The organism is Streptococcus sp. 2021WUSS109 (genome assembly GCF_044427305.1).
Lineage (GTDB): Bacteria > Bacillota > Bacilli > Lactobacillales > Streptococcaceae > Streptococcus > Streptococcus suis.
Window position 1 is genome coordinate 1 of the sequence record NZ_JAOTGF010000006.1, and the last position, 20,883, is coordinate 20,883.

The window sequence follows — 20,883 nt, forward strand, 5'->3', positions numbered from 1 at the left end:
GAGCTGAAGAACAGAACAATTGGAAAGCGATGGCCATGAGACGAACTATTGAAACACGTTTTTCTGAACTGTGTCGTCTCTTTGACATCCAACATACATTAGCTAGAAGTCTAGCCGGACTACAGTTACGAATGGAACAAATTATTCTAGCTCATAACTTACGCTATTTTGAAATGAACTAGCACCATGGGTAAATCTTATAAATAAAGAATAGCTAAGGTAATCAAGCTCATGATGAGACCGACTGACCAGAGGAAAAAGTCAACTTTCCACTCGCTCCATTTTTCAGCTTTTCCGGTCAAACCTCCGAGCTCCAAATGGTGATGGAAAGGAGTCATACGGAAGATACGACGACCTTCTCCAAAGCGTTTTTTGGTGTATTTAAAATATGAAACCTGCAACATAACAGAGGACGTTTCAATGACATAGACCAGGCCGATAAGGAGGAGGGTCCATTCCTGACGGAGGGCAATTGAAATAGTTGCCAACATACCACCGAGAGCCAAGCTTCCCACATCCCCCATGAAAATCTTCGCTGGTTTACGGTTATAAACAAAGAAACCGAGCAATCCACCAATCATGGTCACACAAACTAGAAGAATATCAAATTTTTGCTCATTGAAGGCGATGACAGAGTAAGCTAGAAGGCTTATAACAACTGAGATAGAAGCCAATCCATCAATACCATCTGTCAAATTAACTGCATTTGAAAAACCGACCAGCCAGAACAGAACAAATGGGAAATAGAGAACTCCCAAATGTATCATGTGACCAAATACATTCAATTCTCCGCCACCTGCTCCTCTTACGTGAACAAAGTAGAAGACAATCCCTCCTAAAATTTGTAGAGCAAGCTTTTGTTTAGGATTAAGACCTTCATTTATTTTACGGAAAATTTTTAAAAAGTCATCCAAAAATCCTACTACACCATAAAGGGCAAGGATGAAGAGGATGGCAAGGACACCACCCGTCAACAGTTGAAAGGCCGTTGCAAACAACAAGCTGACAAGAATCGCAACAACGAGAAAAACGGTTCCCCCCATTGTTGGCGTGCCTGCCTTAAACTGATGTTGTTTCACATCTTCGTGCATCTGTTGGCCCTCGATGCGTTTGGCTTGATAAAATGTAATAAATCGTGGGATTAAGAGAACGGTTGCTAGAAAAGCTACCAATCCCGACATAAGTGCGAATTGCATGTTAGTCTCCTAAGGTTATTGTTATTTTCTTGGTTTTATTCAAAGCGGTACCGACCTCTACACTTTGGTCGACTACTTTTGAACCCGTTCCTTTATAGGTCACTTCGATACCAGTCCATTCAGCAAATATATCCATATTCTCTTTGGTGATTGCGTACAGGTCTGGCATTTCTTCGAATTTATTTGTCAAGAGTAGAACCTGTTGGTTGGCGATTACGTTACTTCCCTTTTCGACTGAAACTTTTTTAATTTCAGCACCGTTTCCAAGGATAACTGGTTGAACTAATTGACGGCGAAGTTCCTCAGCCGACTCGCCTGGTGCCTTACCAATGAGGTCTGGCAATTGATACTCTGTCTCATTAGCGACCTGGGCCAATGCTGGTGCAGGTGAATCCAGATTCAAATTGTCTTTCAACAGCATCGCTTCTTTCAATGTAGGACTGACAATGTCACGCCAAGACAGGACATTTAATACTTCCGGTTGGCGAATGGTCACATACATGATAAATTCAGGATCTTCTGCGGGAATCATTGCTACAACTGAGTTAGTGTATGCATCCTTAATATAACCTTGACCATCCTCACTTGCGATTTCGGCTGAACCTGATTTCATCGCAATATCATAGCCTTCAACCTGAATAGCCGGTCCTTGTAAATCGTGAGAATATAAGGTACCAAAGACTGGGTCCGTTCCAACATTTATCATATACCCTAAGGTAGCATCTGCCGCCTGCTCTGAGACTGGATTTCCAACTTCTTCTTTTGAAGAAAGTCTAGCTGAATCTGTATTCGGATTATAAAGGGCTGAAATAAATTTTGGCTCTAACATGATACCATTATTAGCAATTGCCGAAAAACTACGAAGCATTTGAGCTTGGTTAGCCGAAATACCTTGACCAAAAGTTGACATTGCGATTGTGACAATATTGTCTTCCGGAACTAAGCCGGGTGCTTCATCTCCCATTCCGAAACGCGTTGGATAGCCATAACGAAATTTTGTCAGGTAATTTAGCCATTTTTCGTCACCCATTTCTTGTTGTAACAAAGTCATTCCGACGTTACTTGAGAGTGAAAAACCCTGAGCAAAATTTAACGTAACAGCTGATTGGCCAGCGTTTAAAGTCCAGTCATTGATTTTTGCGTCTGCAATTACGTATTCATTATTTGTGTAATATGCATTTGGATCAAATGTACCATTATCAATTGCAGAAGCTACTGTCAAAACCTTCATGGTTGATCCCGGCTCAAAGGCTTCTTGGTAAAGTAACGAACGCTCTAGCAAACCTTCCTCACCAAGTCCTTCTTTGGTATCCGAATCATAACTTGGACGTTGTGTGGTCGCTAAAATTTCTCCTGTTTTGGCAGAAACAAGTGTTGCGTTTGCATACTTACCTTTTGCCGTATCAAAGAATGTATTCATATTGGTTTCTAAGGAGCGTTGTAAATCTGCCGAAATGGTTGTATATACATCTTGGCCATTTACAGTTTCTTGTTCTACATTTTCAGTACCTGGTAAAATCCGCCCCTGGCTATCTTTCTCATAAAGTACTTTACCATCTTGACCTGCCAAAATATCATTAAGGTAGTATTCCATACCGCTCACACCCTGTAAACTATGACTACCATCCTTGTTTTCAACCGGGTTAGCCAACCCCACGAAAATTGAAGCAAAATTTCCATTTGGATACATTCGTCCTGGACTGGCATTAAAGGCAATCCCCTTTATACCCGCGGTCTTCATCTCCTCTTGGATACTAGACATTGTACTGTAAGAAATATTCTTCCCTAGTGTACCAAAATAGACTTGTTTTAATTCTGGTTGATTTAATTGCTGATTGACATAGTCTGTCTCCATACCAAGGTACTTATTTAGTATTTCTGCAACCTTGCTAAATTGTGTTGCTTCAACATACAAGACTTCTTTAAATTCTGAAACATAATCTGTGTCTATAATTGCATAGATTGTGTAGGTGGTAGAATCTTCTGCAATTGGAATTCCGGTTCGATCATAAATTGTACCACGCCTCGCTTGTACAGTCACTTCTTGTTGATGAACAGCATCTGCCCTCTCAGAAAGCGACACACCTGCTTTACTATCCGTTCCAATAATGAGCGCAAAATTACTCAAAAAAAGAAAAAAGATGAAAACCGTCAAGAGAAGTAAATGCTGACCTACTCTCCGACGATTTTTTGATGGAACATATCGATTTCTCAAGATATATTTTAAAAATTTATTGTTTCTTTGGGACATTATTCCGCTACTCCAATATTGTCATTATTAAATGATAATCCTGCTTTCTCAGCGATTTCCATCAAGCGAGCCGAGCGTGTCAACTCGTTTATAGCTTGTTTAGAATCATTGATTTCAATCTGTTTTTGATTGATATCTTGATTTACTTTAGCTAAATCAGATTGGACTTGTAAAAGTCTTGCTTGCATAAATATGATACCTACAGCCAATGCAAGACCTGAAATCACAATACTTGAATAGAAGGCTTTTTCAACGCGAGTAAAAGTCTTGATTTTATCACCAATTACACGCATGGTTGCTTCTCTACGTTTTTCTTGTGCCATAAATCTCTCCTATTTATGAACCTTTTTAGCTACACGCAATTTGGCTGAATGTGCTCGATTGTTGGCTTCCAATTCTTCCTGACTGGGTAAGATTGGTTTGCGATTAACCAGTTCAAGCGGCGCTTTCAAATCATCTGGAATAAACGGCAAGCCTTTTGGAACATCAATCGTACTGGCTTCCTTAAAGAGTTGTTTGGTCAGACGATCTTCCAAGGAATGGAAGGTAATGACTGAAATACGGCCATCCAGCGCTAGCAAATCAATAGCCTGTTGGATAGATTCATCTGCTGCTCCCAACTCATCGTTGACCTCAATCCGAATAGCTTGGAAAATCTGCTTGGCAGGATGTCCCTTCTTCTTAAGCTCCTTGGCTGGCTTGGCAGATTTGATCAGCTCTGCCAACTCAGTTGTTGTTTCAATGGGCTTGACAGCACGCGCCTGTTCAATCTTACGAGCAATCTGCTTGGAAAATTTATCCTCACCATATTTGAAGAAAATCCGCACCAAATCATGGTAGTCATATGTATTGACCACATCATATGCCGTCAACTGACCATCTCGATTCATCCGCATGTCCAATGGTGCGTCCTGCTTATAGGAAAAACCTCGCTCTCGTTCGTCTAACTGTGGACTAGATACTCCTAAATCATAACAAATCCCATCAATCTCTGTTACACCTAGCTCCGCCAAGCGAGTCTTGAGATTGCGAAAGTTGTCCCTGATAAAAGTGACTTGTCCCTTTTCAATGTAGGCTGCCAAGCGGATTTGGGCATGGTCAATGGCCGTCTGATCCTGGTCAAAGGCATAGAGATGCCCACCATCTGTCAACTGACTGAGCAGGTATTCGCTATGCCCTGCTCCACCCAGCGTTGCATCTACATAAATTCCATTTGGTTTGATGTCTAACATATCGACTGTCTCATGCAAGAGAACAGTTGTGTGATTAAATTCCTTGGTCATATCTTTTCTATTGTACCACAAATTAAAATAAAAAGTTGTTGCAAACTTTTTACAAAAAAACTGTCAAATATAGTTGACAACATTTTTGGATAGGTTTATAATAACATTATAGATAAATGTCAAGTATAGTTGACATCAACAGGGAGGTCTCCCACATTTTTTTACAGTTATATGTCGGATATAATTGACAACAATTTAAAAGGATAGTCAACCTATCCTCTCATTTTTAGACAATTGTGTCAGATATAATTGACACAGAAAGGAGGGCACATGAACCGTGTCAAAGACTACCGCCTACTGCTGGGGATTTCCCAGTTGGATCTAGCCAAGGCCATCGGCGTATCCAGGCAGACCATCAATATGATTGAAAACAACAAGTACAACCCCTCGCTAGACCTCTGTATCAACCTAGCCAAAGCTTTACAGACTGACCTCAACAGCCTCTTTTGGAATGAATAGAAAGGAAAAATTACCATGAAAAAGAACACACGCAAAGCTCTTATCTCTACTCTTATATTTATCCCGCTCTTCGTCCTCTTTCAGCTTTGGGGCAATAGCGGAGCAGAAATCTTGCACACCATCAGCCAAGCAAAATTTTGGCTACAATTGCTGATTGCTGGGACCATCTACTTCTTAGGCTTTGTTTACATCTTACCATTGTTCGATCAAAAATAAGGAGCTGCTTATGAAAAAGGAAACCTTTCAAGATAAATTGATCAAACGATTTTACGGTATCGCTGGTCCCCTTGATGAATACCGCAAACAAGAAGCCTTCCGACTAGGCAATACCTGCTTTATCCTTCTCTTTTGGGGCACCATGGCTCTTACCCTACTGGCACTCGCTCTATCCAAACGCTACTCAGAAGTCGTTGCCTATGGCTACCCAACGGCTCTATTCCTATCCACTCTTTCCGCCAGTATGTATATGACATCCAAGATGCGTCACAGCCAAGTGGACAGTTTAGATGTAGAAGAACTGACTACCAAGGAACAGAAACAACTCAAGGGAGCAAGTATCAAATTCGCCCTCTATTTCACTACCGTTATGTACATTTGGGTGGTTGTTTTTGGGGCCTGGATGGATGGGCTCAATCCTCTCGACCACCTATTTGACCTCCGAAAATTTCTAGCAGCCTGTCTAGGTGGAGTTTTCACAGGCATTGCTCTTGAAATCATGTTACGCAAGCGCATGAAAAAGGCAGAAAAACTAACTGTCAGCTCTGCTATTTCCAAAGAAGAACCTAAGTGGATCAAAAATATGATACGACACTTCTATGGTATCCGTGGTCCTTTAGACGAGTACCGACGGACTAAGGCCGATGAGATTGGGGGAATAGCCTTTATCTACCACTTCTACTTCCTAGCTCTTGGAAATGCTGTCGCCTACTTCCTAGCTATCCGCTATCCTGTGGAGGTTGCCAACTATTATCCAATGATCATTGCTCTCTTTAGCTTTATCTTGCTAGGTATCGTCAATATGCAGACCCTCCATGCTGACTTGCCCCAATATGACTCGGATGAGCTTAGCCCTGAGGAAAGACAAGGTCGGTCCCTTAACCCAATTCTTTGGGGACTGGGAGTTGCACTGCTTTCGACAATTTTTGCTGGAGTAGCAGACCTCTTTAGCCTCAATCTTCCCCTAACGGCCTCAATCTTGCATACAAAATCCCTCCTATTCGGTGGCACGATGGGTATCTTTGCTAGCATTGCCCTGTCTGCCTTTGCCTATCTGCATAAACTGGAAGCAGAAACTACTAAGAAAAAATAAGGAGCTACCATCATGAATAAACCTTTTACACCCAAACAAACCTGTCGATTTTTTGTTCTATTTTATGGATTATTTTCTGCCTTCTTCATCTACTCTTACATGGTCAATGAGCCGATTAGCGATTCCTTCTTGCTCATGCTACCGACCATTCAAATCATCAAATCCTATAAAACAGCCGAAGAAAAACACTACTTTATCATCCAAGCCGTCTTTGCCCTGTTTGCCATGACCTTGACCTATTCCGTAGGCATTTGGCTAGGGCATGTCAAACCACTTGCCCTCATACTTCCTGCTGGATTTGCTCTTGCTATTCTTTATCGACTGTATTTCAAAAAGGAGGAATATAGATGAACAACTTCAACACAAAATTAGTCCTTTCCTTGTTTGTTCTCGCCTATGCGACCATTTGTGGCTTGTTTATCCACAGTTTTCTGACTGGGGACGCCCCACCAATCCTTATCTTACTGTTCACTATACTTCCAATTTTGAATAGTGATCGGAAAACTACCAGTCCAGAAGCAAATGCTGTCCAAAAAGCTATCTATCTTTATCGTAAACCATTGCTCTGGTTTCTCTTTGCAGGCTTTGCCCTAACTTTCTCCATTGGATTTTTCACTGGACAAATCAAACCGCTCCTAGCTGGATTTTGGGGAATATTTACTCTCCTGCTCTTTAATGGACAATTGAAAAAGTAGTCTGCATCCAACATTTTACAAAGTAGGATTTTTTCTATAAAATAGACTACATATGACTATCAAATCCATTCTCAAACAACTCAAACTATTTGATTATATCTTAATCGGATTCACCCTAGTTTTATCCTTTCTTCCAGCAATTTTTACCTACACACATCTGACAACAGATGCAAATGAGGCAAAAACAATTGCCTATGTCCGCATCAATGGTGAGGTGGTCGACCAATTTGAATTATCAAAGGACACACCCCATCAAGAAAAGACCTACTATCCCAATAAAGGGCAATACAATATCATTGAAGTTGATGGCGAACGCATTCGTGTCAAGGAAGACAATAGCCCAGACCAAATTGCCGTTATGACCAGCTGGATTAGCCAGCCAGGTCAACTCTCCGTCTGCCTGCCACATAACCTCTTGATTGAAATCAAATCCGTCGGTGGAGAAAGCACTGATGAAGAAGAACTTATTTTGCCACTATAAGAAAGAAGACACAGCCTGATGAACGACTGTGTCTTTCCTTTTTAGAAAATAAGTGCTAAAGCAAGTATCACCACATATAGCAGTGCAAAGAGTACAAAACTCTTTACTGCCTCGATAAAGGTTTCCCGTTTGACTTGTTTTTTTAAGAATTTTTCTAAATTCTTATAGGCAGGCCAAACACCGATTAAACCGATCAGTGCCCAGATTGGTAAGAATCCAGTCAGACAGTAGATTATCCACAACAACCATGGTAAACTTGCCAAGACAAAATACAATTTAAGAGCATTTTTCTTGCCAATATAGTAAACCAGAGTATAACGATGGTTGCGAATATCTTCTTCTAAATCACAGGTATTGTTGGCCAACATGATATTAGCAATCAAGGTTACCAGAGGAATGGACATGAAAATAATTTCTATTATTTTTGTCCAAGAGAATTGCAAGGTCATCCACTGGCCGCTCACTTGGCTGGTCAGTAGCAAATCTGGTTGCTGAATAAATACAGCAAGAAAAAAAATCCCAAATCCCATAGTTACTCCAGAGAAAACTTCACCCAGTGGCATTCTCGAAAGTGGAATAGGGCCAAAGGTGTAAAAGATACCAATGAGGAAACAGAGAGCCCCCATCGGTAGGAGGAGCCAACTGGTCCGCCATACAAGGAGTAATGAAACCAATAGAGAAAAAACAAGTAGGGCAAGGACAATTCCAATCATCTGTCGAAAATCTAGAGAGAATTTTCCAATCACATTGCTTTCCTGACGATAGGTTTCATCCTTGGCCTTGTGGTAGTCCATGCTATTGTTGATGGCAGTTGTACACATGTCAAAGCTAAGAACGGCAATAATGAACAAAAGTGTGTTGAGCCAATTGAAAACTTGATAGCGATACAGGCTCCATAAAATCCCCAGGGTCATCGGAAAAACACTGGCAACTTTAGTTTTAAGTTCAACAAATTCTAGAAATACAGGCAAACTGAGCCCTTTAGTTGATTTATTCATTGACAAGATGATACTCCTCATTCGTTAATTCAAAGCTTTCTTTCAAGCCATCACTCAGATGAACACCCTGCTCCTTATCGATGAAAACAGCTTCTACACCGTCAATCTGATTGATAAAGTCAAGACCTTTTTCCACACCTAGTAAGAAGAGAGTTGTGGATAAGGCATCTCCTTGGATAGATGTTTTGGAAAAGACTGTCACACCTGAGATATCATTTTCCACAGGATAGCCAGTTTTGGGATCAAGAATATGGTGATATTTGACACCGTCCACCTCTAAGTAGCGCTCATAAATACCTGAGGTAACAACCGAATCATGTGTCCCAGGAACAGAACCAACCGTTGCACCACGCACTTGGTCTGGGTCTTGAACTCCAACATTCCAACCATTTTGCGTCGTTGGCGAATCCCCCATAACCACCACATTCCCGCCTAGATTGATGATAGCTGTCGTAATCCCTTTGCTGGCAAACAATTCTCTAACCTTATCTGCAATGTAACCTTTGGAAATGGCTCCTAATTCTAGCGTCATTCCTTCTTTGATAAAGACGGTCTTCTTCTCCTTATCTAAAGTAATGTCTTTATAATTGATAAATGGCAGAGCAGCTTTGATTTCTTCATCACTCGGCTTACGTGCATCCTCATCTCCAATTTTCCACAGATTGCTCACAGCTCCAATGGAAATGTCAAATAACCCCTGACTTTCTTTACTCATGTCAATAGCTGTTTCAATTACTTCAAAGGTACGTTCATCCACCTTGACTGCTTCTTTTCCTGCTGCCTGATTGATACGGTAGACATCTGCCCCTTCCAAGTTTGTGGACAACAGACTTTCCATCTCCTTGATATAGGAGACAGCTTCATCCATCGCTTCTTCCTGATTTTCATGATAAATGCTCAATTGCACTACTGTGTGAAGTAAGCTTTCACTACGAGTCAACGGAGTTTTCACAACAGATAAACTCTCGTTTTGTTTACCACCACAGGCAACAAGCAAAACCATCAGTAGGCCCACGAACAATAGACTTGCAATTTTTTTCACTGATTTTACCTTCCCCAAAAAATAAGAAGACACAGTAGCCAAACAAGTGCGACTGTGTCTTTTCTGTATAGACTTAATTAGTCAAGTTTTACAGTTTCTGTTTTTCCTTCAGCAGCTGCTGCAAGAAGGGCTTCTGCACTCTTCTTGAAGTCTTCAGAAGTATGAGTTGCACCTGATACAACTTCAACAGCTGAGAGTTCTTGTTTCTCAACCAAAGCTGCATTGAGTTGTTCAATTGCTTCACCGGCAGAAACTCCAGCTTTATCTTTCATTTTTTTGTTGTACTCTTCATTTGCTGATTTAAGACTTCCATCTTCCGCTTCGTAGTCAAATTTTGACTCACTAATTTTTCCATCTTTAACAGTCAATGTGTGAACAATTTTGTAGCCATAATCGTCTTTGCTTGACTCAGCTTTATAAGTACCATCTTTCAATACTACTGTTTCTTTAGTTGAAGATGAAGTTGAAGTAGATTCTTGTTTAGACCCGCAAGCTGCGAGTGCAAATACCGCACCAAGAACTACCAAACTTTTCAACACAACTTTAGTTGTTTTCATAACAATACTCCTTTTGTAAAGTAAATAGTTTTATATTTATAATGATATACCTAATTAGAGAAAATGTCTAGTTATTTTTTAAAAATAATGACTAAAAACTATTGCCACCAAATTTTGCATAGATGCAGTCGATAACTGTGGTATTCTATCTGCAAAACTCATCATTTTTTCCAAATAGCTAACAATCAGTTTCTCTGTTTTGACAATAGCATGTGTTGCAAAAATCCTATCTGTAAGACTTTCCAACCCTTCTGCTGTAGGGGATTGAATATAAGCCCGCAATTGCTGCTGGATAGACTTGTCTTCTCGCATGGCAAAAAGTAGCGGTGCAGTATAGATACCGTTTTGAATATCTTGCAATCTAGGTTTTCCTGATTCTGCCACATCCAGCTGGTAGTCAATTAAGTCATCTCGTAGCTGAAAGGCCATGCCAAGTGCTTGCCCAGACCGAAAAGCCATGCTACTGTCTTTCCTAGATTGGCCTGGTACAAAGCTCCCCAACTGACAGGCAAGTCCAAATAGAAAAGCTGTTTTTCCTTGAATTTGCTTGAGATAGGCTTTCATAGTCATATTGGCATCAAATTGATTGAGTAACTGAGATAATTCCCCTCGAAGAATTGTTTCCATCAGCTTATCATTGCCCAAATCCAAATCATCTTGCGTCACATCTAGTAAACGAAGACCTTTTCCAAGCAAGCGACCTGAGTAGGCCAGAAGATAATCACCCGTGTAGATAGCGATTCGATTCGAAAATTGTTGATGAGCCGCCGTGACTCCCCGCCGTTTATCCGCGCCATCAATCACATCGTCATGAATAAGAGTCGCTAGATGCAGGACTTCTAAATGGGCAGCAAAATATAGCTTTGAACGACTAATCTTTCCTTCCGTCATTTGTGCAAAGAGCAGACAGAGGCCGGCACGCAGGTATTTCCCTGGCGCCTCTACATATTCAACAATCTTCGCTGTAACTGCTGGATGCAGGACCATCATCTCAGATAAGATGATGGATTTTACCTCTTCAAGTCCCCTCTCAATCTCAGGATAGGTATTCCAAATTTGATGTACCACTAACTTTCTATATTTCCTTTATTTTTTATCCTTGATATGGTAAATATGCTTCGGCTTTCCATAAATCTTCTTGTCTAGGAAACGACCCAACCATGGCATAATCCAGTAGTCTAGACCGAAGGCTCTACCCGCACCATTCATAAGAGAAATAGCTGCCGGGATGAACCAAATATTTACCCAGTAGAACATGCCTGACAGGCTGAACATAACTACCAAAGCAACGGTTGCAGCAGATACAATCCATACAAAGGCACCAGCAATCAAAGCCAGACCAATACCGATTTCTGCTACTGTCATAAATTTTTGCATAAAGAGTGCTACTTCTTGGTTTGGCATCATAAATTCCATGATAGTAGCAAACCAATCAGGCATTTTGTCCAAAACAGCCATCGGTGCTTCACCATAGGCATAGCTCAAACCAAAAATTGGTTCAGCTGCTTCTGCCGCAGCAGTTGCCGCTTGTGAAGCACTTGAAACCGCCTCAGCAGCAGATGCACCAGATACTGGATCAGCTAACCAAGGGAATGGGAAGACAACTTGATCCCCAAACCATGATGTTGTTCCAAATAGACCAAAGGCTTTCTTGATACCTTCGTAGAGCCATACTGAACCATAAAGGACACGCATTGGCACAGACCAGAGAAGATTTCCTTTGCCTGAAGTATGACCGCCAAAAATGTTTCGCTTATTCTGAATGTCAAAGAATTCATGACGAACATAAGAACCCATGTAGAAGAAACTACGGATGGTAAAGAAGTAGAGTAGGTTTACCATGTGTTTGACAGCCATTGCCATAAAGCCTGACATGTGGTATTTGTCCATCAAGAAGGCTACACCGTAGCGTGCTCCAATAGATACCATAAACCCATCATATTTACCTTTGTAGCTATGTTTTTCGCCACCCTTGATTGCTGCAATAATATTACTTGCCGCAGTATGACCTGTCTGTTCAGCTGCTTGTACAATCTGTGGAGTTGGTTTTCCTTCTGATTCTTCAAAGTAAACCAAGTCGCCAGCTACATAGACATTTTCCTTGCCTTTCGCTTCCATGAACTCATTGGCTACCAAACGACCTGCACGTGCTTTTTCAATACCAAATTCACTTGCGTCTGTATTGGCTTGAACACCAGCTGTCCAAATAGAGGTATAGGTAGGAATTTGACGACCTGATGAAAGTGTCAAGCTATCTTCTTGTACACTTGCTACACCATCGCCAAGAACCAATTCAACACCTTTTTTCTCAAGGTATTTGCGAGCCTTGACTTGCTCTTTTTCAGTAACCATAGCCAAGATATTTGGCGTTGCCTCAACAACCTTAAGTGAGAATTCTTTTGGATCCAACTTGAACTCACGCGCCAAAATTGGTACCCAGTCAATCAACTCACCAATCATCTCAATACCTGTGAAGCCAGCACCGATAACGGTAAAGGTTAAAAGAGCGCGACGTTTGGCTTCATCATGCTCACGCATGGCACGATAGCAAGCATCAATCATGTGGTCATGCAAACGTTCTGCTGCTTCGATAGACCAAAGTGTAAAACCGTGTTCTTTAACACCTTTCACACCAAAGTCATTAGCCTCACCACCCATTGCAAGGAGCAGGTAAGCAAAATCCAGAGTTTGGTGTTCCGCAACTACTTGTTTCTTATCGTAGTCAATCTCAACAACCTTGTCTGTTACCAATTGAACCTTTGGATATTTTTTGAAGATACGTTGAAGGTCATACTTGATTGCATTGGCTTCCACACGCCCAGCCGCAACTTCATGCAACTCTGTCATATAGGTATGGAAAGAGTTCTTATCAATCAAGGTAACTGTTACATCTTGATCCTTTTTAAAAGTTTTTCCTAGCAATCGAGCTGCTGCAATCCCCGCATAACCAGCACCGACAATCACAATATTTTTCGTCACAATGTTTCCTCCTTGTGAAAATCAAAACAAATTACATGTTTCCATTATATCGTATTCCAAGATAGTTGACAAGCAAATTTCAATAATTAGTAATATACACAAACAAAACTTGCCATAGTGAACAAAAACAAGTATGATAGTAAAATAGATAATCGACTAGAAAGAGTTTTTTCTCTACACCCATGAATTCTAAACGTCAAACACTTAACTTTATTACGATGCTAGCAGCTCAGGCAGTTGTCATTTCTTTGATTGAACGACTCATCACCCCCCCATTTGCTTTTGCTCCAGGCGCCAAGCTAGGACTGGGAAATTTGATTAGCTTAATTGCTATTTTTACCCTCCCTACAAAGGATAGCCTAAAGGTTGTCGCACTACGCTTGCTCATCTCAACCTTTCTGGGAGGCACCTTTTCAACCTTCCTCTATGGCTTTGCCGGAACTACTTTGAGTTATGTAGGAATGCTCTCTGCCAAGCAGCTCGGTCCAAACCGTGTCAGTCCTATTGGAATTTCTATTTTGGGCGGGATGTTGCACAATCTTGGTCAGCTTCTTGTTTTTGCTACCATCGCCCGTTCTTTCTATGTACTGAACTACCTACCAATCCTCGCTTTTACAGGAATTTTATCAGGCTTATTGGTCGGACTGGCTGCTACCTACCTCCTCCAAAAGGTCGGACCTTTACGTCACTATCATCAACAAGTCTTAGCAGAATGGAAATAAATCTCCCTAGGTCAACTAAGGAGATTCTTTTTATGGTCCGCACCACTTTTTCATTGTCCATAATAATTCCCCCATAATCCTGGTGTCACAAATATAATGAGCCACCTCATATAAACACCACTTATAAAATCCATGGTAATAAAAAATAATGAAGCTTTCAAGAAGAGAAAAAAATCAGGTTCTTTGCGTGTTTTAGTCGTACATTTTCTTTCTTTTGTGCTACAATATCTTCATCTTTTATTTTTTTGAGAAAAGGTAGAATTATGTCACCATTTAGGATCAAACTTTCTCCCAGTCAGCGAATCATTATCAGTTTCTTATTCGTGATTCTGACTGGATCAATTTTACTAAGTCTTCCCATCTCACAAATTAGCACCTCTACAGCAAGTTATTGGGATCATCTCTTCACATCTGTCTCCATGGTTTGTGTGACAGGGCTATTTACCAAAGCCGTTGCTGAAACCTATTCTACTTTTGGACAGATTATCTGTATGATGTTAATCCAAATTGGTGGTTTGAGCTTGATAGGATTTATCGGTCTCTTCGCTCTACGCGGTGGTCGTAAAATGAATTTCATCAATATGGCGACCTTACAAGAGGCTCTAAACCGATCTGACACAAAATATTTTCGTAACTTCCTCAAATCAGCTTTTGGTTTTACCTTGGCGGTCGAAGCCTTTGGAGCCCTCTTACTGTCCTTTCATTTTGTACCTGAATTTGGATGGGCAAGAGGTTTATTTACCTCGATTTTCGTAGCTATATCAGCCTTTTGTAATGCTGGTTTTGATAATTTTGGCGCAACTAGCATCATGCGCTATGTAGATAATCCTCTAATCAACATAACATTAGCCAGTCTCATTATTATGGGAGGTCTTGGATTCTCGGTTTGGTTTGACCTTCAGACACAAATCGGGCAAAAACGTAGCCTACGAAAACTAGGGTTCCATACAAAGATTGTTCTAGGCCTAACAGCCATTATACTAACCCTCGGAACTCTGACTACCTTACTCACCGAATGGAATAACCCTTCTACTATCGGGCAACTATCATTTGGTCATAAATTATTAGCCAGCTTTTTCCAGACGGTCACCATGCGAACCGCTGGTTTTGCCAGTATCGACTACACGAAGGCTGAACCAATCACCCTCTTGCTCTATATCTTTCAGATGATGCTTGGCGGAGCCCCAGGTGGAACAGCCGGCGGTATTAAAATAACCGCCTTCCTAACCTTAGTGCTCTATGCTCGTAGTGAAATTCTCGGTCTCCCTCATACCAACTTTATGGGACGAACCATTGATAACCTCAGCATCCGCAAAGCTTTTGCGACATTCTCAGTCTTCCTGCTTATGTTTATCATAGGACTCTTCGCACTTGCCTTAACAGATGACCGACAACCACTTCTATTTTTAATGTTCGAGGTCATGTCAGCATTAGCCACTGTGGGTGTTACAGCAAATCTGACTCCAAGCCTAACCATGGCCGGTCAAGCAGTCATTATGGCGCTCATGTTCTTCGGCCGTATCGGTCCACTATCTATTCTCGCAAGCCTTTCTGTTCGAAAATTATCTAAAACCGAAAGTCTTCAATACGCAAAATCATCTATGCTTGTTTAAAAGGAGAAATCATGCCAAACTATACTATCGGAATTCTCGGCTTGGGAGTTTTTGGTACTACCATTGCAAAAACATTACACAATTACGATTGCAATATCATTGCTATTGATAATCATGAGCAACGTATCAATCATCTAGAACCTATTCTCACGCGCGGTATTGTCGGAGACATCACCGATCGATCGCTCCTACGTGCAGCAGGAATCGGTAACTGCGATGCTGTTGTTGTAGCTACTGGCGAAAACTTGGAATCCAGTGTTCTGGCTGTCATGCATAGCAAAGTTCTAGGTGTTCCTATGGTCATTGTCAAAGTCAAAGGAACAACTGCGAAAGAAGTCCTTCTTCGTGTCGGTGCCGATAAGGTTATTTCTCCTGAACGTGAAACAGGTATTTCTCTAGCAAAACAACTACTCCACCGCGATACAACCAGCCTCTTTGAGCTCGAAGGCAATGTTTCCATTGTCGAGTTTCACCCGCCAGTAAAATGGATTGGAAAAACACTCGGCGAATTAAAACTCCGCCAACATTATAAACTCAATATCATCGGTTACCGAAGTTGCGAAAATCAGGAATTAAACATCCAACTGACTCCTGACTATGTCTTCAAATCTGACGAACTCATCTTAGCAGTAACAGACCATAATACTGTCGATCATTTTGAAGAACTGACAAATTAATACTCAATGAAAATCAAAAACAGACTAGCTCCAAAGGTTTGGGGAACCTTTGGAGGTTGGAGATAGGGCGAACGTAGTTCGTTACTACTTACGCAGATAGAACCCTGTTACCATTTTGTTTCAAGGTAACAGGCTGAAAGGCTCCACTGGAGCCTTTCACTCATCAAATCAAGTCAACAACGTCTGATTTTGATTTTCGAAGAGTATAAATAACAAATTTACGCCCTATACTCCGTTTTCAGGAGAAATATTTTATCCCTAGAAAGCCTACTAGACTATCATTTATCTAGTGGGCTTATCATCTGTCAAAAGGAGACGTTATGAATGATTTAACCAAAGGAAAGCCGATTGCGGTCATCTTACAATTCGCTATTCCCTTGTTGATTGGATCTTTTTTTCAACTGGCCTATAATTTTGCTGATTCCATGATTGTGGGGCATACTTTGGGAAAGGACGCCTTTGCAAGTGTCGGTTCGACAGCCAGCCTGATTTTTTTAATCATCGGTTTTGCCCAAGGTGTTACCAATGGATTAACCATTATTTCTGCCCAACGCTTTGGAGCTGGCGACTTAGAGGGGCTTAAAAAATCTTTTGTCCACGGACTCTTCTACGCTTCCCTCATCAGCCTTTTACTAACAGTCTCAGCCTTAGCTTTTTTGAAACCTATCTTGGTCTTAATGCAAACGCCTGTGAGTATCATCGACCACTCCCATGCCTTTCTAACGGCCATGTTTGGAGGATTGACCTTTACTATTTTTTATAATTTCCTGTCTTCAGCCCTACGCAGTCTCGGAAACTCTAAAACACCTCTACTGGCTCTAGTTATCGCTTGTTTTATCAATATCGGTCTGGATTTTTTCTTTATCTTAGTTATGAACTGGGGCGTTTTCGGAGCTGGCTTTGCAACTATCCTTGCCCAAGCCTGTTCGGTCCTCTTTCTTATTTTTTACATTATCCACAAGGTACCTCACTATCATATCGGACTAGCTGATTTAAAATTGGATAGAGGTAATCTCAAGAAACATGCCCAGCTTGCTTTTCCAATGGGATTTCAAGCCAGTATTATCGCCATCGGAGCCATGACCTTGCAGTTTATGGTTAACCAACTAGGAACAGACGCAATCGCCGCCCAGGCCATTGCCCTTCGTACTGACCAGTTGGCTATGCTGCCCATGGTCAATCTGGGTTTGGCTATCGCAACCTTTACTGCTCAGAACTACGGTGCCAAGCTCTATGACCGTATTCGAGAAGGAGTGCGCCACTCATTACTACTCAGCATTGCTTGGGCCATTGTATTTGCGGTCATTCTCATCTTGGGCAATCGCTTCTTCTCTGGTCTCTTTCTGCCAAATGCCAGTCAAACAGTGCTGAACTTGGCTCTTGTTTACTACATCATTAACGGCTCTTGTTACTGGATTGTTGCTTCCCTCTTTATTCTTCGTAGCTTTATTCAGGGACTTGGCAAAGGCTTTATCCCAACACTAGCAGGCTTTGGAGAATTGATTTTCCGAGCAGCAGTCGCCATCATCGGCATGCAGTATTTCGGCTTCTATGGAACCGCCGCTGCTAACCCCGCCGCCTGGATCGGAAGCATCATCGTCCTGATTCCAAGTTCCATCATCTTTATGAAAAAATTAAAAGCTGGACAAAGTATTTAGAAAAGAAAGAGGCTGGGCAGAAAGTCCAGCCTCGCTTCTCAGAGTTCGTGTCAACATCTCAGCGCAGTGGTTGATTGGCAGATTTGTTCGTGTTTCACACTCCAAATCTGACCTAATCAACTGTGCGGGGGTGGGAAGACGAACTCTTTTTAGACTGGTCGAGTTCTTTCCCACTCCCTTTTAAAATAATATTTTCGTAAGAATTGGATATGAAGGACATTCCAAAGCATAGCATAGCTGATCGCTACTACAAAAGCTAAGCCATATTGCCAATTAAATTCCAGCACAAGGCTGACAACAAGGAATATTCCCAGAAGGACCAATAACAAACTACTTGCCTTTTTCTTATCCCACTTAACATAAGCCGACAAGGCTTTGTCAGGAAAAGCTTTTACTTCCTTGAACTGTTTGTAACTAGCACCAATACTAGCTCCTGCCGCTCCCATTATCGCACCTACATAATAATGAGGAAGTATATAGACTGACAAATAAGCAATTGCAACATAGGCAAGCACCAACAAGGCATACATCATTTTTTTCATGACCAACCTCCCTATCTATTTGTCTCCGTCCCTATTTTAACATAAATTTTATCGCAAACACAAGTCAAAATAATCTACTATGGCAATTGACTTTCTAACTCAACTTCTGTCAAGAGCTTGCTATAATAATCCTGTTCATCAGCCAAGAGCGGACTGTTGGGTAGAATTTTTTTAGCCTGAGCCAGAGATTTTTTCAAGACTTTACTATCTCGAGTAATACGCTGGTGGTAGAGAGCAGCTAGGACTTGGTAATTTCCCATAGGGTATTTGAGCAAGGACTTGACTTGTTTGTCCTGACCCAAGTTCTTAGCCTCTTCATTCAAACCTTGCAAGATATAGACTTCTAACAGTACAAGTTTCGCCAGCTTCACGATATAATCATTGTCCGATGTCGCTATCACTTTTTCCAAGCGTTCCTGGGCTTCTTGATACTCCCCGTTGAAAATCAGTACTTCCGTCCAGTTAAGATAGTGAATCTGTGGCAAATGACCAGGCAAGATTGGCAAGTCCATGACAAAATCACTTAAATTCGCAGCAGTTGGAGCCACCATGACTTGAGAGGTATGTCTAAGCGCTTGATAAACCAATCGGCTATACTCAGGATGAGTACGCAACTCCTGAATCTTAGCTCCATCCGCCATACCAGAAGGGTTGGCGTTGAGGATAAACAAGGCTAGATTGAGGAGGATTTGCGATAGGGGCAGACTCCAATGCCCTGTCAAGAACCCAATCAAAACAGAAATAAGGATGAGACTGAGATGAACAATCAGGCCACCTGCAAACATCAAAATTGCCCGAGGGTCATTCTCGTCTCTTTTGACTCCGATATACTGAGCCGCTGCTCCTTGCACAATCACGGTTTTCTTCCATTTCCAGCCCTGGTCAGTCTTGACCAACAAGCGATTGCCCAAGCCAAGTGCCACCAAGTCAAAACCTGTCAACCAACCAAAGAAAGCATGCCCCAGTTCATGGAGAATGAGGGTTAGGTAAAAACTACCTAGAAACCAGACATAACCTAGACCAAACACCCACAATCCATGGAAGGAATCATTTTCTGGTAACAGCTGAGCCATCCCATAAGTCGAATACATGGCACTCGCGAAACCACAAAGAACAGAAACACCTATAACAAACCAATTCCACACTTTTTTCATAGCAAACCTCCTTTTGATATAGTATAACAGAAAAAGACTAGGAAACCTAGTCTTTGCTTGTTTTTTTGGCAACCTTATTCTTAGGAATTAGGGTCGTCCAAGCTACGTCCGTGCAAACCTTTTTCACGTTGGACTTGACGGAGTTTTTCAGGCGTCACATCATTGCCGTCTTCATCGACAACCTTGATACCTTCAATATGGGCACGCACGCTACGGCGGTAACCCTCGATGTACTCCTCACGAAGAGCTGCCTGTTCCTGCAATTCCTCTTCTGTCAAGCCTTCCGCCTTTTTCTTGCGAGCCAGTTCGTTGATGCGATCGATTTTTGCTTGTTCCATAATAAACCTTTCTTCAAAAAGCTAATAATTATAATCAATACCTTCACAAGCTTGACTAAATTCCCACTCTACACTATCTAGATTAACAACATTTAGATAATGGTCTAATGGAAATGCCACGCAAGATGTCCGATAATCAATTCCATCAGTATTTATACTTTTAACAGACGGATAAATCCAACCTGAATGCTCGGCATCTAAAGAAAACTCACTACATCTTCTAATATAATTTGAAAGTTCATATTCAGAACCATTAGGGCTGGCTGGTCTTGAGAAGATATTAACCAAAATTTCATTAGACTTAGCTCCATAAAATTTCGTGAATTTATCTGTTGGATCTAAAATGTTTGAATTCCTAACGATTGCAATCAGGTCAACATCTGATTTTACTTCATATGTAAGTAATGCATACTTATCCACTGAATTTGTAACGCCTGTTTCAGCAATTGCAACGTCCTTAGAAAACGCAGCATAAAACATTTGCTCATCTCCCCTATTCAATCTGTATTGTTTTACAAATTTTATCGGAACTATTTCCTTAAATGTTGAAACCTCTTTGTTGTCATCGGGTAATCTAACTATTCTATATAGCTTAGTCCCTCGCCCTAATGCATAGGTTTGTTTGCGAAAGACGCCCTTACCTGCCATGGAAATTCTCTTAGAAATTTCTTGTTTGATGTGTTCGAATCTATCAGCATCTGGACTACTAGTATACTTATCTATTTCAGAATAGAGAGATTTTAACCCTTTATCTGATACACTATCAAGATAGCTAGAAACCTTTCTATAACGTACCTCTTTCGTATCTTGTATGGCCGTATCGTTCACAATTTGTATTTGACGTGAATTAAACCAGCTTTTTTGAAAATCTTGAAAAGATAAACCAAACTGATTTAAAAATGTTACAAAATCTTTTCTTTTCATAAATA

The 20,883-nt window shown here is 41.2% G+C and carries 23 protein-coding genes and 1 pseudogene; 11 read left to right on the forward strand and 13 right to left on the reverse strand.

Going from position 1 to position 20,883, the window contains the following annotated elements; all coding sequences use genetic code 11:
* Window positions 1–182 (forward strand): annotated as a pseudogene (locus tag ODU37_RS03155) (IS982 family transposase); the annotation flags it as partial.
* A 15-nt stretch (window positions 183–197) separates the two neighbouring features.
* On the opposite strand, the gene mraY reads toward ODU37_RS03155, so the two are convergent.
* The 4 genes from mraY to rsmH are packed head-to-tail and all read right to left on the reverse strand — an operon-like array spanning window position 198 to window position 4,730.
* Complete coding sequence (mraY, locus tag ODU37_RS03160) at window positions 198–1,196, reverse strand: phospho-N-acetylmuramoyl-pentapeptide-transferase (protein WP_024376390.1); 999 nt, start codon at window positions 1,194–1,196, stop codon at window positions 198–200.
* Window position 1,197: 1 nt separating this feature from the next.
* Window positions 1,198–3,447 carry a penicillin-binding protein PBP2X gene (pbp2X, locus tag ODU37_RS03165; protein WP_249562359.1) on the reverse strand — a complete coding sequence of 750 codons (2,250 nt, stop codon included), beginning with the start codon at window positions 3,445–3,447 and terminating at the stop codon, window positions 1,198–1,200.
* Complete coding sequence (gene ftsL / locus ODU37_RS03170; protein ID WP_105100705.1) at window positions 3,447–3,770, reverse strand: cell division protein FtsL; 324 nt, start codon at window positions 3,768–3,770, stop codon at window positions 3,447–3,449. Before ftsL ends, pbp2X begins: the two co-directional genes overlap by 1 nt.
* Window positions 3,771–3,779: 9 nt before the next feature.
* Window positions 3,780–4,730, reverse strand: a complete 951-nt coding sequence (gene rsmH, locus ODU37_RS03175; RefSeq protein WP_174854781.1) for a 16S rRNA (cytosine(1402)-N(4))-methyltransferase RsmH — start codon at window positions 4,728–4,730, stop codon at window positions 3,780–3,782.
* A gap of 270 nt (window positions 4,731–5,000) precedes the next feature.
* On the opposite strand from rsmH, the gene ODU37_RS03180 reads away from it, so the two are divergent.
* From ODU37_RS03180 to ODU37_RS03205, 6 genes are read left to right on the forward strand one after another with little or no spacing between them, the layout of a single operon-like run.
* Entirely contained in the window at window positions 5,001–5,189 is a 189-nt protein-coding gene (locus ODU37_RS03180; protein WP_002942681.1) for a helix-turn-helix transcriptional regulator, read from the forward strand.
* A gap of 15 nt (window positions 5,190–5,204) precedes the next feature.
* Window positions 5,205–5,405: a hypothetical protein gene (locus tag ODU37_RS03185; protein ID WP_024532853.1), complete on the forward strand. Its 201-nt coding sequence runs from the start codon at window positions 5,205–5,207 to the stop codon at window positions 5,403–5,405.
* Window positions 5,406–5,415: 10 nt separating this feature from the next.
* Window positions 5,416–6,498 carry a DUF3278 domain-containing protein gene (locus ODU37_RS03190; RefSeq protein ID WP_136670185.1) on the forward strand — a complete coding sequence of 361 codons (1,083 nt, stop codon included), beginning with the start codon at window positions 5,416–5,418 and terminating at the stop codon, window positions 6,496–6,498.
* A 12-nt stretch (window positions 6,499–6,510) separates the two neighbouring features.
* Window positions 6,511–6,849, forward strand: coding sequence for an MFS transporter (locus ODU37_RS03195; RefSeq protein ID WP_249562358.1), 339 nt, complete (start codon window positions 6,511–6,513; stop codon window positions 6,847–6,849).
* The gene (locus ODU37_RS03200) at window positions 6,846–7,193 is read left to right on the forward strand and encodes a hypothetical protein (RefSeq protein ID WP_249562357.1); all 348 of its coding nucleotides are present in this window, start codon (window positions 6,846–6,848) and stop codon (window positions 7,191–7,193) included. Before ODU37_RS03195 ends, ODU37_RS03200 begins: the two co-directional genes overlap by 4 nt.
* 52 nt (window positions 7,194–7,245) lie before the next feature.
* Complete coding sequence (locus ODU37_RS03205; protein ID WP_249562356.1) at window positions 7,246–7,674, forward strand: NusG domain II-containing protein; 429 nt, start codon at window positions 7,246–7,248, stop codon at window positions 7,672–7,674.
* A 41-nt stretch (window positions 7,675–7,715) separates the two neighbouring features.
* Here ODU37_RS03205 and menA read toward each other — a convergent pair whose 3' ends face one another.
* The 5 genes from menA to ODU37_RS03230 form a co-directional block, all read right to left on the reverse strand.
* Window positions 7,716–8,672 carry a 1,4-dihydroxy-2-naphthoate polyprenyltransferase gene (menA, locus tag ODU37_RS03210; RefSeq protein ID WP_161942439.1) on the reverse strand — a complete coding sequence of 319 codons (957 nt, stop codon included), beginning with the start codon at window positions 8,670–8,672 and terminating at the stop codon, window positions 7,716–7,718.
* Complete coding sequence (locus ODU37_RS03215) at window positions 8,665–9,714, reverse strand: FAD:protein FMN transferase (RefSeq protein ID WP_024395425.1); 1,050 nt, start codon at window positions 9,712–9,714, stop codon at window positions 8,665–8,667. Before ODU37_RS03215 ends, menA begins: the two co-directional genes overlap by 8 nt.
* A gap of 77 nt (window positions 9,715–9,791) precedes the next feature.
* Window positions 9,792–10,271 carry an FMN-binding protein gene (locus ODU37_RS03220; RefSeq protein ID WP_024382897.1) on the reverse strand — a complete coding sequence of 160 codons (480 nt, stop codon included), beginning with the start codon at window positions 10,269–10,271 and terminating at the stop codon, window positions 9,792–9,794.
* Between the two features lie 78 nt (window positions 10,272–10,349).
* Window positions 10,350–11,339, reverse strand: coding sequence for a polyprenyl synthetase family protein (locus tag ODU37_RS03225; protein WP_105134856.1), 990 nt, complete (start codon window positions 11,337–11,339; stop codon window positions 10,350–10,352).
* 18 nt (window positions 11,340–11,357) lie between these two features.
* A complete protein-coding gene (locus ODU37_RS03230) occupies window positions 11,358–13,250 on the reverse strand; it encodes an NAD(P)/FAD-dependent oxidoreductase (RefSeq protein ID WP_105158835.1) in 1,893 nt (630 codons plus the stop codon).
* A 182-nt stretch (window positions 13,251–13,432) separates the two neighbouring features.
* Here ODU37_RS03230 and ODU37_RS03235 point away from each other — a divergent pair, with 182 nt between their 5' ends.
* The 4 genes from ODU37_RS03235 (at window position 13,433) to ODU37_RS03250 (ending at window position 17,920) form a co-directional block, all read left to right on the forward strand.
* On the forward strand, window positions 13,433–13,972 hold the full coding sequence (locus ODU37_RS03235) for a Gx transporter family protein (protein ID WP_012027668.1): 540 nt from the start codon (window positions 13,433–13,435) through the stop codon (window positions 13,970–13,972).
* A 263-nt stretch (window positions 13,973–14,235) separates the two neighbouring features.
* Complete coding sequence (locus tag ODU37_RS03240; RefSeq protein WP_002938011.1) at window positions 14,236–15,585, forward strand: TrkH family potassium uptake protein; 1,350 nt, start codon at window positions 14,236–14,238, stop codon at window positions 15,583–15,585.
* Window positions 15,586–15,596: 11 nt separating this feature from the next.
* Window positions 15,597–16,262 (forward strand): TrkA family potassium uptake protein, encoded by a 666-nt coding sequence (locus ODU37_RS03245; protein ID WP_105158834.1) that lies wholly within the window; start codon window positions 15,597–15,599, stop codon window positions 16,260–16,262.
* A gap of 320 nt (window positions 16,263–16,582) precedes the next feature.
* The gene (locus ODU37_RS03250; protein WP_248019347.1) at window positions 16,583–17,920 is read left to right on the forward strand and encodes an MATE family efflux transporter; all 1,338 of its coding nucleotides are present in this window, start codon (window positions 16,583–16,585) and stop codon (window positions 17,918–17,920) included.
* A 149-nt stretch (window positions 17,921–18,069) separates the two neighbouring features.
* Here the strand turns inward: ODU37_RS03250 and ODU37_RS03255 are convergent, their stop codons facing one another.
* From ODU37_RS03255 to ODU37_RS03270, 4 genes are all read right to left on the reverse strand, one after another.
* Window positions 18,070–18,462: a hypothetical protein gene (locus ODU37_RS03255; protein ID WP_249562355.1), complete on the reverse strand. Its 393-nt coding sequence runs from the start codon at window positions 18,460–18,462 to the stop codon at window positions 18,070–18,072.
* Window positions 18,463–18,539: 77 nt separating this feature from the next.
* Entirely contained in the window at window positions 18,540–19,616 is a 1,077-nt protein-coding gene (locus tag ODU37_RS03260) for a site-2 protease family protein (protein WP_249562354.1), read from the reverse strand.
* Window positions 19,617–19,696: 80 nt separating this feature from the next.
* Complete coding sequence (locus tag ODU37_RS03265) at window positions 19,697–19,954, reverse strand: DUF896 family protein (protein ID WP_002939394.1); 258 nt, start codon at window positions 19,952–19,954, stop codon at window positions 19,697–19,699.
* Between the two features lie 21 nt (window positions 19,955–19,975).
* On the reverse strand, window positions 19,976–20,878 hold the full coding sequence (locus ODU37_RS03270) for an RES domain-containing protein (RefSeq protein WP_249562353.1): 903 nt from the start codon (window positions 20,876–20,878) through the stop codon (window positions 19,976–19,978).
* Window positions 20,879–20,883 lie beyond the last annotated feature (5 nt).

Bases quoted from the DNA above. Each gene is read 5' to 3' on its own strand.
- mraY (WP_024376390.1), bottom strand. From the start codon at position 1,196: ATGCAATTCGCACTTATGTCGGGATTGGTAGCTTTTCTAGCAACCGTT.
- pbp2X (WP_249562359.1), bottom strand. From the start codon at position 3,447: ATGTCCCAAAGAAACAATAAATTTTTAAAATATATCTTGAGAAATCGA.
- ftsL (WP_105100705.1), bottom strand. From the start codon at position 3,770: ATGGCACAAGAAAAACGTAGAGAAGCAACCATGCGTGTAATTGGTGAT.
- rsmH (WP_174854781.1), bottom strand. From the start codon at position 4,730: ATGACCAAGGAATTTAATCACACAACTGTTCTCTTGCATGAGACAGTC.
- ODU37_RS03180 (WP_002942681.1), top strand. From the start codon at position 5,001: ATGAACCGTGTCAAAGACTACCGCCTACTGCTGGGGATTTCCCAGTTG.
- ODU37_RS03185 (WP_024532853.1), top strand. From the start codon at position 5,205: ATGAAAAAGAACACACGCAAAGCTCTTATCTCTACTCTTATATTTATC.
- ODU37_RS03190 (WP_136670185.1), top strand. From the start codon at position 5,416: ATGAAAAAGGAAACCTTTCAAGATAAATTGATCAAACGATTTTACGGT.
- ODU37_RS03195 (WP_249562358.1), top strand. From the start codon at position 6,511: ATGAATAAACCTTTTACACCCAAACAAACCTGTCGATTTTTTGTTCTA.
- ODU37_RS03200 (WP_249562357.1), top strand. From the start codon at position 6,846: ATGAACAACTTCAACACAAAATTAGTCCTTTCCTTGTTTGTTCTCGCC.
- ODU37_RS03205 (WP_249562356.1), top strand. From the start codon at position 7,246: ATGACTATCAAATCCATTCTCAAACAACTCAAACTATTTGATTATATC.
- menA (WP_161942439.1), bottom strand. From the start codon at position 8,672: ATGAATAAATCAACTAAAGGGCTCAGTTTGCCTGTATTTCTAGAATTT.
- ODU37_RS03220 (WP_024382897.1), bottom strand. From the start codon at position 10,271: ATGAAAACAACTAAAGTTGTGTTGAAAAGTTTGGTAGTTCTTGGTGCG.
- ODU37_RS03235 (WP_012027668.1), top strand. From the start codon at position 13,433: ATGAATTCTAAACGTCAAACACTTAACTTTATTACGATGCTAGCAGCT.
- ODU37_RS03240 (WP_002938011.1), top strand. From the start codon at position 14,236: ATGTCACCATTTAGGATCAAACTTTCTCCCAGTCAGCGAATCATTATC.
- ODU37_RS03245 (WP_105158834.1), top strand. From the start codon at position 15,597: ATGCCAAACTATACTATCGGAATTCTCGGCTTGGGAGTTTTTGGTACT.
- ODU37_RS03250 (WP_248019347.1), top strand. From the start codon at position 16,583: ATGAATGATTTAACCAAAGGAAAGCCGATTGCGGTCATCTTACAATTC.
- ODU37_RS03255 (WP_249562355.1), bottom strand. From the start codon at position 18,462: ATGAAAAAAATGATGTATGCCTTGTTGGTGCTTGCCTATGTTGCAATT.
- ODU37_RS03260 (WP_249562354.1), bottom strand. From the start codon at position 19,616: ATGAAAAAAGTGTGGAATTGGTTTGTTATAGGTGTTTCTGTTCTTTGT.
- ODU37_RS03265 (WP_002939394.1), bottom strand. From the start codon at position 19,954: ATGGAACAAGCAAAAATCGATCGCATCAACGAACTGGCTCGCAAGAAA.
- ODU37_RS03270 (WP_249562353.1), bottom strand. From the start codon at position 20,878: ATGAAAAGAAAAGATTTTGTAACATTTTTAAATCAGTTTGGTTTATCT.